The sequence below is a fragment of the Microbacterium sp. NPDC096154 genome, from assembly GCF_040302945.1.
Classification (GTDB): Bacteria; Actinomycetota; Actinomycetes; order Actinomycetales; family Microbacteriaceae; genus Microbacterium.
This window is the reverse complement of the sequence record NZ_JBEOSM010000004.1, coordinates 210,590-223,578: the sequence shown is the minus strand read 5'-3', so window position 1 is coordinate 223,578 and position 12,989 is coordinate 210,590. Positions and strand designations below refer to the sequence as shown.

The 12,989-nt window shown below is 71.8% G+C and carries 14 protein-coding genes; 8 read left to right on the top strand and 6 right to left on the bottom strand.

All coding sequences use genetic code 11. From position 1 onward, the window contains the following. Positions 1-21: 21 nt before the first annotated feature. Positions 22-1,461, top strand: coding sequence for a hypothetical protein (locus ABTW64_RS07610; protein WP_350620927.1), 1,440 nt, complete (start codon positions 22-24; stop codon positions 1,459-1,461). 6 nt (positions 1,462-1,467) lie between these two features. Here the strand turns inward: ABTW64_RS07610 and ABTW64_RS07605 are convergent, their stop codons facing one another. Continuing rightward, positions 1,468-2,262: an IclR family transcriptional regulator gene (locus tag ABTW64_RS07605; protein WP_350620926.1), complete on the bottom strand. Its 795-nt coding sequence runs from the start codon at positions 2,260-2,262 to the stop codon at positions 1,468-1,470. A gap of 130 nt (positions 2,263-2,392) precedes the next feature. Here ABTW64_RS07605 and purU (ABTW64_RS07600) point away from each other — a divergent pair, with 130 nt between their 5' ends. After that, a complete protein-coding gene (gene purU, locus ABTW64_RS07600) occupies positions 2,393-3,262 on the top strand; it encodes a formyltetrahydrofolate deformylase (protein ID WP_350620924.1) in 870 nt (289 codons plus the stop codon). Here purU (ABTW64_RS07600) and ABTW64_RS07595 read toward each other — a convergent pair. Further along, entirely contained in the window at positions 3,228-3,404 is a 177-nt protein-coding gene (locus tag ABTW64_RS07595; RefSeq protein WP_350620922.1) for a hypothetical protein, read from the bottom strand. The two genes, purU (ABTW64_RS07600) and ABTW64_RS07595, sit on opposite strands and share 35 nt — an antisense overlap. A 188-nt stretch (positions 3,405-3,592) precedes the next feature. Between ABTW64_RS07595 and ABTW64_RS07590 the strand changes: the two genes are divergently transcribed. Beyond that, entirely contained in the window at positions 3,593-4,852 is a 1,260-nt protein-coding gene (locus ABTW64_RS07590) for an MFS transporter (RefSeq protein WP_350620920.1), read from the top strand. Between the two features lie 101 nt (positions 4,853-4,953). Continuing rightward, positions 4,954-6,027 (top strand): FUSC family protein, encoded by a 1,074-nt coding sequence (locus ABTW64_RS07585; protein ID WP_350620918.1) that lies wholly within the window; start codon positions 4,954-4,956, stop codon positions 6,025-6,027. A 67-nt stretch (positions 6,028-6,094) separates the two neighbouring features. Here the strand turns inward: ABTW64_RS07585 and ABTW64_RS07580 are convergent, their stop codons facing one another. Genes ABTW64_RS07580 through ABTW64_RS07565 form a run of 4 tightly spaced genes read right to left on the bottom strand, consistent with a single transcriptional unit; the run spans position 6,095 to position 9,263 of the window. After that, the gene (locus ABTW64_RS07580) at positions 6,095-6,865 is read right to left on the bottom strand and encodes an IclR family transcriptional regulator (protein WP_350620916.1); all 771 of its coding nucleotides are present in this window, start codon (positions 6,863-6,865) and stop codon (positions 6,095-6,097) included. Position 6,866: 1 nt separating this feature from the next. After that, the gene (locus ABTW64_RS07575; protein ID WP_350620914.1) at positions 6,867-7,568 is read right to left on the bottom strand and encodes an RraA family protein; all 702 of its coding nucleotides are present in this window, start codon (positions 7,566-7,568) and stop codon (positions 6,867-6,869) included. A gap of 26 nt (positions 7,569-7,594) precedes the next feature. Next, positions 7,595-8,284: an RraA family protein gene (locus ABTW64_RS07570; RefSeq protein WP_350620912.1), complete on the bottom strand. Its 690-nt coding sequence runs from the start codon at positions 8,282-8,284 to the stop codon at positions 7,595-7,597. Then, positions 8,265-9,263: an amidohydrolase family protein gene (locus ABTW64_RS07565; protein ID WP_350620910.1), complete on the bottom strand. Its 999-nt coding sequence runs from the start codon at positions 9,261-9,263 to the stop codon at positions 8,265-8,267. Before ABTW64_RS07565 ends, ABTW64_RS07570 begins: the two co-directional genes overlap by 20 nt. 157 nt (positions 9,264-9,420) lie before the next feature. On the opposite strand from ABTW64_RS07565, the gene ABTW64_RS07560 reads away from it, so the two are divergent. The 4 genes from ABTW64_RS07560 (at position 9,421) to purU (ABTW64_RS07545) (ending at position 12,975) form a co-directional block, all read left to right on the top strand. Beyond that, positions 9,421-10,200 (top strand): IclR family transcriptional regulator, encoded by a 780-nt coding sequence (locus ABTW64_RS07560; protein WP_350620908.1) that lies wholly within the window; start codon positions 9,421-9,423, stop codon positions 10,198-10,200. A 150-nt stretch (positions 10,201-10,350) separates the two neighbouring features. Continuing rightward, the gene (locus tag ABTW64_RS07555) at positions 10,351-11,004 is read left to right on the top strand and encodes a 4-carboxy-4-hydroxy-2-oxoadipate aldolase/oxaloacetate decarboxylase (protein ID WP_350620906.1); all 654 of its coding nucleotides are present in this window, start codon (positions 10,351-10,353) and stop codon (positions 11,002-11,004) included. A gap of 223 nt (positions 11,005-11,227) precedes the next feature. Further along, a complete protein-coding gene (locus ABTW64_RS07550) occupies positions 11,228-12,103 on the top strand; it encodes a methylenetetrahydrofolate reductase (RefSeq protein ID WP_502892309.1) in 876 nt (291 codons plus the stop codon). Then, entirely contained in the window at positions 12,100-12,975 is an 876-nt protein-coding gene (purU, locus tag ABTW64_RS07545; protein WP_350620904.1) for a formyltetrahydrofolate deformylase, read from the top strand. Before ABTW64_RS07550 ends, purU (ABTW64_RS07545) begins: the two co-directional genes overlap by 4 nt. Positions 12,976-12,989: the final 14 nt, after the last annotated feature.

The window sequence follows — 12,989 nt, the reverse complement described above, 5'->3', positions numbered from 1 at the left end:
GTGCGAAAGGCGGCCACGATCGTGACCAGCACTCCCCCATCGGCGGGGTCCGCCCGTCGGAAGGCGCTCCCGGGCCCACCCGCGGCGACGAATCGCCTCACCTACGACGACGACCTCTTCCTGCGCATCCACCGAGCGCTGCGGACCCCGCTGGTCAATCAGATGGTGTGGCGCTTCGACGCGCCGCTCGACCTCGAGGGCGTGCAGCGGCTGCACGAGGGACTGTCGCGTGGCCCCCTGAACCGCCGTGTCGTGTCGGGCGCCGTCCCGGGCGCGCGCGACCGGTGGGTGCGCTCGTCGCACACGGTGCCGGTGCGCGTGCACCCGGCTCCGCTCGCCGCCGGCGAGATCACCGCCTGGCTCGAGGCCGAGGCGCAGATCGATCTCGACCCGTACGACGGACCGTCATGGGTGCTCGCCACCGCCGCGACGGCCGAGGGCGGCTCGGTGCTGTCGTACCTCGTCTCGCACGTCGTGGCCGACGGCGGCATGATGGTCGCGGCGCTGAAAGCGGCGCAGAACGCCACCACGCAGAACGCCACCCCTCAGGACGGCCCCGTGCGGCGCCTGCCCGTCGACGACCTCGGCGCCGCCCAGGTCACGCTGCGCGACGAGTGGCGTGACGCGCGCGCCCAGCTCATGGCAGCGGCACGCGGGCTGCGCGACGCGCGCCGCCTGCCGCCCGCACCCGCGCACGACGTGCCGGTGCAGCGCTCGGCCGACAAGCCGCGACCGCCCCGGCGCGCGGACGACCACCTGCCGCCCGATCTCGCCAGCGTGTTCGTCGACTGCCGCGCCGCGGACTGGCACGCGGCGGCCGAGGCCGCCGGCGGCACCGCGAACTCTCTCTTCATCGCGATCGTCGTCGAGATCCTGCTCGCCGGCGGCGGCGCCGAGGCCGGCCGCCCCGTCGAGGTGTCGCTTCCGGTCTCGACCAGGAAGTCGGACAGCGATCTGCGCTCGAACGCGACGAGCGGGGTGGCGATCGTCGTCGACACCGAGACCCGTGACGGCGACCCCGTGGTGCGGGACCTGGCGCATATCCGCACGCGGTCGGGTGCCGAGTTCCGCGGGCTCGTCACGGGCACGCGCCGCGACGAGCTCGAGCCGCTCAAGCCGTTGCTGCAGATGGTGCCCGACGCGCTGGCGAAGATGGCGAGCGCCAATGCGGCCACCCCTCTCGCCCTGGCGTCGAACATGGGGGCCGCGCCGTCCGCGGTGACGGCGCCGCTCGGCGAGCCCACGCGGTCGATGATCATGCGCTCGGTGACGCAGCACGCGACGCGCGGCATGTTCCGCCGCATGCGGGGCGGGCTCACCGCCTGGTGGAACGAGTCGGGCGAGCGGTGCACGCTCGCCCTGCTGGGATTCGACGAGTCGGCGTTCCCCGACCGCGCGGCGCTGAACGACGCCGTGGATCGCGTCTACCGCCGCTGGGGGCTCACGCCCGAGCCGTGGTGAGGCCGGTCAGGCCGAGCGCAGCGCACGGCCCAGATCGGTGGCCGTCTGGGTCACGAGCGCGCCGAGCCGGCGCGTATCGGCGCCGTCGATGCGCGTCACGACGCCCAGCGCCGTGGGGGGCAGGCCCGCCACCGAGCCGACCGGGGCGGCCACCGAGACGTTGCCGAGCGTCATCTCCTCGCGCGTGGTCGCGTAGCCGCGCGCCCGGGCCCGGTCGATCTCGGCTCGCACGGCGTCGGGGTCGATGATCGAGTGCATGGTCTCGCGCTCCAGCGGGCGCGAGAGGAACCGATCGAGCCAGTCGCCGCTCTGCGTGGCGAGCAGGGCCTTGCCGACCCCGGTCGTGTGCAGGGGCTGCCGACCGCCCATCCTGCTCAGCGTCGGGATCGACGAGCGGCCGGTGAGGCGCCCGACGAACAGCGCGGTGGCGCGCTCGGGGGCCGGGCCGTCGAGCACCGCGAGGTGCACGTTCTCGCCCGTGGCCTCGTACAGGCGCGACATATAGGGCAGAGCGGTCTCGCGCAGTCGCAGCGCGAGCGGCGACAGCTCGCCGAGCTCCCACAGGCGCGCGCCGACCGCGTAGCGGCGTCCGGGTGTGCGGGCGAGCAGGCCCAGTTCGAGCATCTGCGCCAGGATGCGGTGCAGCGTCGACGACGACAGGCCGGTCAGCGCTCCGAGCCGCGACGCCGACAGCTCGGGCTCGTCCGCGGTGAAGCAGCCCAGTATGCGCATGGTGCGCGAGAGCATGCCGTCGGCATCGACGGAGGTCGGCGCGATCTCTTGAATCGTTGCGGTCGACATGCCGAACACCGTAGCGATGCCGGACGATCTGCACAGAGGGGGTTGACGGATCGGCGCGGCAACGCAAGCCGGTATCTCGGTCGGCCGGCCGGATGACGCGGGGCGCGCGAGGCGTCGATACCATCGACGGATGCGGATCGACGGCCTCACCGACCATGCCGGCCTCATCGTCTCGGGCCCCGACCAGCAGGGAATCGTGGCCGCCATGGCGGCGCTCCTGGCGCGACACGACGGCAACATCGTGTCGCTCGACCAGCACTCGACCGACCCGGTGGGTGGCGACTTCTTCCAGCGAGTGGTGTTCCACCGCGCGGGCCTCCAGGCAGCGCTCCCCCAGATCGAGGCCGACCTGGCGCGCACGCTGGAGCCGTTCGGGATGACGTGGACGCTGCGCGACATGTCGGTGCCGAAGCGGATGGCCATCCTGGCGTCGACCGAAGACCACTGCCTGCTCGACCTGCTGTGGCGCCACCGCCGCGGATCGCTGCCCGTCGACATCCCGATGGTGATCTCCAATCACACCCGCGCGGCCGAGGACGTGCGCTCCTTCGGCGTGCCGTTCGTGCACGTGCCGTCGCAGCCCGGGCCCGACAAGAGCGAGTCGGAGGCCGAGCTCCTGCGTCACCTGGACGGGCAGGTCGACTTCGTCGTGCTGGCACGGTACATGCAGATCCTGTCGGGCGACTTCCTGAGGAAGGTCGGCGTGCCGGTGATCAACATCCACCACTCGTTCCTGCCGGCCTTCATCGGCGCCAACCCGTACCAGAAGGCCAAGGACCGGGGCGTGAAGCTCGTCGGCGCGACGGCCCACTATGTGACCGAGGACCTCGACGAGGGCCCGATCATCGAGCAGGACGTCGTTCGCGTCACGCATGCCGACTCGACGCCCGAGCTGCGCCGCCGCGGCGCGGACGTCGAGCGCGCCGTGCTCTCGCGCGCCGTGCTCTGGCACGCGCAGGACCGCGTCATCCGCCACGGCAACCACACGATCGTGTTCTAGAGACGCCTCGCGTCAGCCGGGTGAGCCGGGCGCAGATCCGCGCGAGCTTCGCGTTCACGGCCTCGTCGGCCCACGCGAACGCGTCGGTGCCGCGCAGCACGACCTCCGCGCCGCTGCCCGAGGGCAGGAGCTCGCCAGGCATGGCGCTGAGCACAGCCACTGCCGAGACCACACCAATGTGCGTGTGGTCTCGGGCCGGTGGATGCTCGCTCCCCCGGATCAGGCGCCTCCGCGACGAGCACGCCGAGCACGTGCGACGGCGGCCCGTTCCCACCCAGTGGGACGTGTCGACGCACGAGGGCGCCGAGGCGCGGGATAGAGTCACGCCCTGTGACCGATGACGCGCAGATCCAGGATGTCCGATCCGGCGAGCGCGCATCCGGGACGCGGCGCGCCGCACGGCCCGTGCATCTGGGCTTCCTGCTGCTGACCCTGTGCCTGATCGCGGTCAACATGCGCGCGACCATCACAGGCATCGGCCCGCTGCTCGAGCAGATGACGGCCGACACCGGCGCCTCGCTCACCACGCTCAGCGCACTGACGTCGGTGCCGCTCGTGGCGTGGGCGCTGTGCTCGCCGCTGGCCCACACCGCGGCGCAGCGGTGGGGCATCAACCGCGTGCTCACGATCTCGCTCGTCCTGCTCACCGCGGGCACGCTCATCCGGTCTCTGCCCGGCCCGGTCGCCAGCGTGTGGATCGGCACGGCCGTGATCGGCGCGTCGCTCGCGGCGGCCAACGTGCTGCTGCCGGCGGTCGTGAAGCAGTCGTTCGGCACGCGCGTGCCCGCCGTCACGGCGCTGTACACGGCCCTGCTCGCGGGATGCGGCGCGGTGGCCTCGGGGCTGGTCGTGCCGATCTCGCACGTGACGACAGGCGGCGAGCAGTGGGGCTGGCGCGCGGCCCTGGTGGCCGTCTGCGCCACCCTGCCGATCGCCGCCGCGCTCTGGATGATCCACCATCGCCGCGCGGGAGACGGCCGCCCGCCGGCACGGCAGCCGGGCGTGAAGCGGGGCCCGAGCGTGTGGGGCGACGGCGTGGCCTGGCAGGTGGGCATGTACTTCGGCGTGCAGGCGTCGCTGTTCTATGTGCTGCTGACGTGGATGGCGCCGATGGCGCTGTCGTACGGGCGGGGCGAGGCGCAGTCCGGCGTCGACACGATGCTGTTCCAGATGACGGGCGTGATCAGCTCGCTGGCTCTTCCGCTGGTGCTGCGCGGCCGCCTCGAGCGCTGGGTGCCCGCTCTGCTGCCGGTGCTGGCACTGATCGCCCTGATCGGGTTCGTGCTCGCGCCCGGAGGCATCCTGTGGTGGGGCATGCTCGCGGGCCTGACCAGCGGCGCGTCGCTCGCGATGGCGCTCACGCTGATGGCCTCGCGCGCCCGCGACCACCACACCGCGTCGGCGCTGTCGGGCATGGGCCAGTCGGTCGGCTATGCGTTCGCGGCGTTCCCGCCGATCGTGTTCGGCCTGCTGCACACGGCGACCGGCGGCTGGGTCGCGCCGCTGGCGTTCTCGGGCGCCCTGCTGGTCGTGCAGGGTCTGCTGGGCCTGCTCGTGGGACGCGACCGCTACGTGCTCGAGCCCCGCTGAGCCACCCGGGATCGCGGCGCCCTTCGGAAGGGATGCCTCGGCCCGAGCGCCGACGCCGCCGCGGCCACCGCGCGTTCAGGGGGCGGGAGGACAATGGACGGGTGACCGACACGTCCCCGCATCTCGTCGCCCCGCGACCCAAGGACGTGTTCCGGATGGCGCCCGGTCAGCGCGAACACTGGGTCGCCCTGCGAGCACTGCTGTCGGTCGGTGCGCCGCTGCTCGTGCTGTGGTCGATCGATCGCGTCGATCTCGCCCCTTTCGTCGTGTTCCCCGCCTTCGCCGCGGTCTTCGGACGGCGCCATGGCCACCGGCACCGCGTCCGGCTGCAGGCGATCGTCGCCGCGACGCAGGTCGCATCCCTGCTCCTCGGCGCCCTGGTGCCGGTGCTCGAGGCCGGCCCGTGGGCGACGGTGGCGGGCGCGAGCGTGCTCGCGTTCGGGATGTCGCTGCTCGGCGACCGGGTGCGGTGGACGCCCGTCGGGCCCATGTTCCAGGTCTTCGGGTTCGTGACGCTCGCCGCGGCGCCGGTGACGGTCGAGAGCCTCGGCTGGGGAGCCGTCGCGGCCGCAGGGACGGCCGCCTGGGTGCTCGTGCTCGCGCTGGTGTGGGCTCTGGTGCGCCGGGCGGCTCGCGCCCGCGGCGCCGTTGACCCCCTCCGGGCGCCCGCGGCGCCGCGACCGGACGCGAGCCGCATGTGGGGCGACGCCGTGACGTACACCGTGGCCGTGGCGATCGCCGGCACCGTGCCGACGCTGCTCGGCATCGGGCACGTCGGATGGGCGATGGTCGCGGCGATCGCCGGACTCGCGGCGCCGACCGTCTTCCACCGCGTGCTGCGCGCGACGCAGCGCCTGTTCGGCACGCTCGTCGGACTCGGCGTGGCGGCGCTGATGGTGCTGCTGCAGCCGACGGGCGTGTGGACCATGCTGCTGGTCATCCTGCTGACGGGGCTGATCGAGCTGGTCGTGACGCGCAACTACTCGCTCGCGCTCATCCCCATCACGCCCCTCGTCGTGCTCATGGGCCAGCTCATGAACCCGTCAGCGCCGCCGTGGCCCATGATCACCGATCGCCTGATCGAGACCGTGATCGGCATCGCGGTCGCGGTGATCGTCGCGCTCACGGTGGACGCCATCCGCCGGGCCCGCACGCGCCGCGTCGAGGCGGGCTGAGGAGCGAGGCGGGTTGAGGAACGAGGCCGGTTGAGGAGCGAGGCCGGCTGAGGAGCGAGGCGGGCCGTCAGGCGTACAGCTGCCGCTCGAGGTCGCGCGCGGCCTCCAGCAGCGCCGGCACGTGGTCGAGGTGCCTGCCGTCGGACATGCGGCTCAAGGGCCCCGCGATCGAGAGCGCCGCGATCGCCCTGCCTCCCCGGTCGCGCACGGGCACGGCCACCGCGATCACGTCGTCGCGCGTCTCGAGGTGGTTGACGGCATAGCCCTGCTCGCGCACCCGCGCCAGCTCGGCCTCGAAGCCCGCGCGCCCGCCCTTCCGCAATGCCAGCACCTCCGGCTCGATGCTGTCGAGAATGCGTTCCAGCTGCTCGGCGGGCAGCTCGCTGAGCAGCACCTTGCCCCCGGACGACGCATGCCCCGACCGGCTGTCGCCGACCCGTGAGCCGACGCGCACGGGCTGGCTCGACTCGACCGAGTCGATGAAGCGGGCGTCCTTTCCGTCGCTCACCTGCAGGCTCGCCGTCTCTCCGGTGACGGCCGCGAGCCGCAGCAGGAACGGGTGGGCCTTCTGCCGGATGTCGAGCTGCGTCAGGGCGGTGATCCCTGTCTCGACGAGCTCAGGACCCGGCTCGTAGACGTGACTGCCGTCGTTCTGCCGCGCGAACCCGCGGTACACCAGCATCGTCAGGAGACGATGCGCGGTCGACTGCGCGACGCCGAGTTCTTCGGCTGCCTCACGCACGCGGATGCTGGGACGATCCTTGAGCAGCAGCAGCAGCCGCAGTGCATGGTCGACCGACGCGATGCGGTACGCGGGCGGCTGCTCTGCCGAGACCATCTCAGGATCCTAGCGCCGAGCCCGCCGCCTCTGACGGATCCTGCGACGCCCGCTGCAGCGTGTGGTAGCCCTGCGCTCGGCGTGCCTCCGCGATCGTCGATCCGGCGAGCACCGCCTCGACGATCCGCTCCTCGCGCTCGTGGATGCCCGACGCGATCTCCAGCACCTCGGCTTCCAGATCCAGCGGCACGGCGAGCACGCCGTCCGCGTCGCCGACGAGCAGCTGCCCGTTCTTCACGTTCACACCGCCGATCGAGACGGCACCGCCCACCTCGGCGACCTCCACACGGTCCTTGCCTGTGCGCATGAAGCGGCCGCGGCTGTAGATCGGGTAGCCGTTGCCCAGCGCGCGCTCCACGTCGCGGCACACGCCGTCGATCACGGTGCCGCCCACTCCGCGCGCATGCGCCATGGCGGTGAGGATGTCGCCCCAGACGGTGCAGTCGGTGCGGCCCTGGTTGTCGAGCACGACCACACGGCCGGGCTCCACGTCGTCGAGGTAGTCGCCGACGGTGCCGACCGGATGCCCGCCGGTCACGTATCGCACGGTGAACGCACGGCCGCAGACGCGCACGTCGTCGGTGAGGGGCGCGATGCCGAGCATGCTGCCGGGCCGGCCGAGCTTGTCGAGCGCATCCGAGATCGTGGCCGTCGAGAACGCCGCGAGCGGCGAGACGGCCCGGGATGATTCGAGGTTCGTCATGGGGTGTTCGCTTCCTGTGGGGGCCGTCACGCGGCGGGGTCGTCTGCCGACGGGAACTCGGAGTCGTGCATCACGTCGGTCACACGGCCGCCCGAGCGCACGGCCTCGGCCATGCGCTCCTCTCGCGCGGCGATGCGCTCGGCCAGCGCGACGACGCGCTCGGCCTCCTCCGCCGGCACGAACACCGTGCCGTTGCGATCCGCCACGACCCAGTCGTGCGCGCGCACCGTGACACCGCCGAACTGCACGGGCTCGTCCTTCGCCAGCTGCACGATGCGTCCCCGCGCGCTGACGGGGACCACGGCCCTGCCGAACACGGGGAAGCCGAGGTCCTCGCTCTCGCCGATGTCACGACAGGCGCCGTCGATGACGACGCCCTCGATGCCGCGCGATGACGCGGACAGAGCCAGGATGCCGCCCCAGCACGAAACATCCAGGCGGCCGTCGTTCGCGATCACCAGCACCTCGCCGGACCCCGCATCGTCGACGGACGCGGCGGCGATGTGCGCCGCCGGCGCGTCGGCGCGCCGCGGACCGGCCTGGATCGTGCGTGCCCGGCCGACCACGGGCCGCCGGACATCCCACAGGGGCCGCACTCCGAGGGTCGCCCCCGGCATCCCCAGCGTGTCGAGCGCGTCAGACAGCGCGCACGAGTCGAGAGCCGCGATCCGGCCGGCGATGTCGCCGCGGGCCGTGTCAGAGGTTGAAGAGGGCACGGGCGTTCCCCTCGAACAGCGCGGTGCGCTGGTCATCCTGCAGCCACTCGATGTCGTCGATGAGCAGCTTGATGTCGTCGTACCAGCGCCCGGTCTCGGGGTTCTTCGCCGAACCGGTGCCGGGCTTCTCCGAGCCGAACAGCACGCGGTCGGTGCCCACCGCCTTCAGCAGCAGCTCGATCGAGTCCGAGGTGTACAGGCAGCTGTCGTAGTAGAGCTTGCGCAGCGCATCCTCGAAGTTGCGGCCGTTGCGCACGGCGCCCGGGAAGTACCGCCCGCGCTGGTAGGGGATCGCGCCGCCGCCGTGCGAGACGATGATCTTCAGGTCGGGGAAGTCGTCGAACACCTTCGACCGCGTCAGCGCGTCGACCGCGAGCGTCTCCTCCTGGATGAAGTGCAGCGAGTAGCTCTCGCGCGCCGGCGGCTTGGACGCGGCCGAGTGGATGAGCGCCGGCACGTCGAGCTCGCAGAGCGCCTCCCACACGGGGTACCAGAACCGGTCGGCCAGCGACGGCGGCTGTGCCGCGCCCTCGCAGGGGTCGGGGTTGAGCATCACGCCGACGAAGCCGAGCTGCTCGACCGTGCGGCGCGCCTCCTTCATCCAGTGCTCCGGGCTCGTGTCCATGGACTGCGGCAGGCCGGCCATCCCCTTGAAGCGGGGCTCGATCTGCGAGACGCGGTGGATGATGTCGTTGGTCTCCTCGGTGAACCAGTCGACGAGGAACGCGGGCTGCTCGCTGTGCATGGCCTGGTACGGGCGCGGCGAGATGATCTGGATGTCGATCCCCGCCTCGTCGAGGTGGTCCATGTGCGACACGTTGCCGAAGCTGGGCTGCGGCGCGTACAGCGCGTCGCGCAGCTGGTCGTCGCTCATGTGCGTCTTCCCGCGGCCGTGCGCGCCGCGGTGCGACAGCAGTCCGGCCTTGTACGCGTAGAGGTCTGCGGGGGCGCTGAGGTGACCGTGGACGTCGATGATCATTCGCTGTCTCTCCCTTGAGGTGCGGCGTTCTGCTCGAACGCTAATGGGGCGTTGCGGATCTGTGACCGCGTTTGGGAATTTCCTGGAGTAACGTTCTGCACCACGGAAGCGGCCACCGCTTTCGCACCCCCTGCACCGCTGTCGATGGAGATGAACGGTGATCCAGAACTACGCCCCCGGTCCCACGCCCGCCTATCGCGTCGCTTCGGTCGACCACGCCCTGCAGCTGTCGATGCTGCTGTGGCAGTCGCGCACGCTGCGCGTCTCAGACGCCGCCGAGTACCTCGGCGTCGCCCGCTCCACCGCCCATCGGCTGCTCGCGATGCTCGTCTTCCGCGGCTTCGCGCGCCAGCTCGAGGGATCGCACCTCTACGTCCCCGGCCCCGTGCTGTCAGAGGCCGGCTCGCGCGCGATGAGCCAGCTCGAGATCCAGCGTCGCGCGCAGCCCTTCCTGCACCGCCTCGCGGATGCCACGGGCGAGACCGCCACGCTGCAGACCCTCGACGGCCGGCAGGTCGCGTTCGTCGACACCGTGCTGCCGGCGAACGCGGTGCGGGTCGGTTCGCGCACCGGCCTGACGCTGCCGGCTCACACCAGCGCGGGCGGCAAGGTGCTGCTGGCGCAGCTGGACGAGGACGAGATCCAGCGCCTGTACCCGGCCGAATCGACGCTCGAGCAGATCACGCCCAGCTCGGCGCCTCCCACGCGCGAGACGCTGCTGCGCGAGCTGCGCGAGATCCGCCGCACGGGTCGGGCCATCGACATCCGCCCGGCCGTGGTCGCGGCCGGCGTGCCGGTGATCGGCCGCGGCGGACAGGCGGTCGCCGCGCTGGCGGTGGCCGCGCCTCGCGCCCGCACCGGCAAGGAGACCGTCCGGGCGCTCGTCGACGAGCTGCAGTCGGTGTCGTCCGATCTCTCGGAAGCCCTGGCCGCGTGACCCCGGGGTGAGGGGCGCGGCGCCCCTCGCCCGGGCCTTTCCGGGCTGCGGAATCGCCTCTCGAACGCCCTGGCGTCGCCCGCACCGCGCCATAGAGTCCTCACGCGCCCGGCGCGAGCCGGAATCGCGCTTCACGAATCGAGGGATCTCATGGCTGACATCGTGCTTCCGCAGAGCGCCGAGAACCCGCCGGTCGCGGGGCTGCACGACGACCTCGTCCGCCTCGGCACCGCGACGCTGTTCGAGGCCTCCAAGCTGCCCATCGCGCTCCCCTCGCGGCTTCGGCCGACCTGGCCCGGCGCGACGGCCATGGGCCGGGCGCTGCCCGTGGCGTGCGTCGCCGGCGACAACCTCGCGCTGCATGTCGCGATCGAGCGGGCGCAGGCGGGCGACATCCTGGTGGTCGACGCCCAGAACGCGCCGCACGGCTATTGGGGCGAGGTGATGGCGGTGGCCGCGATGGCGCGCGGCATCCGCGGCCTCGTGATCGACGGCGGCGTCCGCGACACCGCCCGCCTGGAGGCGCTGGGCTTCCCGGTCTGGAGCTCACACGTCGCGATCCTCGGCACGGGCAAGACCTCCTCGGGCGTCATCGGTCAGCCGATCGTGCTGGGCACGGCCACCGTGCGAGAGGGTGATGTCGTCGTCGCCGATGCGGACGGCGTCGTCTCGATGTCCGCCTCCGAGGTGGCGCGGATCCACCAGGCGGGCCTGGCCAGGGAGGCGGCGGAGGAGGCGCACTTCGAGCGCCTGCGCGCGGGCGAGACCACCATGGAGATCTACGCGCTGCCGCGGGACGTCTGACGCGGCCGATCGCGCGACGCGTCGGATCGTGCGGGGCCGACGGCGCCGACTCAGGAGATCACGGGTTCTCCGGGGCCGAACGCACATCCGCGCCCTGAGAACGCGTGATCTCCGGCCCAATCGACGCCGATTCGAAACTGCCTATGGACATTCCCTATCGCCATAGGTAACGTGCCTCGCGGATGCGCAAGGAAGCGCAGCAGACCCGGAAGGACGACCCCCCGTGTCCGACAACGTTGCAGACACCACTTCGCCGCAGGCGCGCCTCGCGGCCGACTACTCGCTGGAGATGACCGGCAAGGATGTGCCGGGTCTCCATGAAGCGCAGGACGTGATCCCCCCCGGCACGCGCGTGAACGTCACGTTCCTCGGCAACGAGGATCTCGAGATGCGCGTCGCCGCCGCCAAGGCCGTGAAGGACGCGGGGTTCATCCCCGTCCCGCACATCTCGGCCCGTCGCCTGTCGTCGCAGGCGCAGCTCGAGGAGTTCCTCGACCGGCTGCAGCAGGTGGGCGCCACCGAGCACGTGTTCGCGGTCGGCGGCGACCCCGCGACCCCCGAAGGCCCGTACGACAGCGCGTTCGACGTCATCCGCTCGGGGGTGCTGCAGTCGTACGGCGTGCGCGAGGTCTCGATCTCCGGATATCCCGAGGGACACCCCGACATCTCCACGGACGTGCTGTGGGACCACCTCGAGAAGAAGGCCGAATCGCTCAAGGATCAGGGCCTCGGCGCGGTGATCCTCACGCAGTTCGCGTTCGACACCGACCCGGTCATGTCGTGGATCGACGGCGTGCGCGACCGCGGCATCGACGCCACGATCCGCATCGGCACCCCCGGGCCCGCGGGCATCAAGCGCCTGCTGAACTTCGCCCGCCGGTTCGGCGTGGGCGCCAACGCGATGATCGTGAAGAAGTACGGCTTCTCGCTCACCAACCTCCTCGGCACCGCCGGCCCCGACACCTTCGTCACCGAGCTCGGCGACCTCGTCGCGAACGACCCGAAGGCCGGCGATGTCAAGCTGCACATGTACGCATTCGGCGGCCTGCGCGCCACGGCCGAGTGGGCGCGCGAGTACCAGCGGAAGGTCTCGTCATGACGGTGCACACCGCCGCGGGCCTCGACCACGCGTGCCTGATCGTGCACGGACCGGATCAGCCCGGCGTCGTCGCCGCGATCGCCGCGCTCATCACGCGCAACAAGGGCAACATCATCTCGCTCGACCAGTACTCGACCGACCCCGAGGGCGGCGACTTCTTCCAGCGCGTGGTGTTCCACCGGCCCGACCTGACAGCCGCGCGGGGCGACATCGAGGCCGATCTCGACGAGACGCTCAAGCCGTTCGGCATGACGTGGACTCTCACCGACCAGTCCATCCCGAAGCGGATGGCCATCCTGGCGTCCAAGAGCGACCACTGCCTGCTCGACCTGCTGTGGCGCCACCGCCGCGGCGAGCTGCCCGTGACCGTGCCGATGGTGATCTCGAACCACACCAACACGGCCGAGGATGTGCGCTCGTTCGGCGTGCCGTTCTTCCACGTGCCGTCGCAGGCCGGGCCCGACAAGAGCGAGTCGGAGGCCGACATCCTGAAGCTGCTGGCCGGCAACGTCGACTTCGTCGTGCTGGCCCGCTACATGCAGGTGATCTCGGGCGACTTCCTGCAGAAGGTCGGCGTGCCGGTGATCAACATCCACCACTCGTTCCTGCCCGCCTTCATCGGCGCGGGGCCCTACCGCAAGGCCAAGGAGCGCGGCGTCAAGCTCATCGGCGCCACCGCCCACTACGTGACCGAGGACCTGGACGAGGGCCCGATCATCGAGCAGGACGTCGTGCGCGTGACGCACGTCGACACCGCCGAGGACCTGCAGCGCCGCGGCGCCGACGTCGAGCGCGCCGTGCTCTCGCGCGCGGTGGCCTGGCACGCCGAGGACCGCGTCATCCGGCACGGCAACCACACCATCGTCTTCTGACCCCCAACACCACC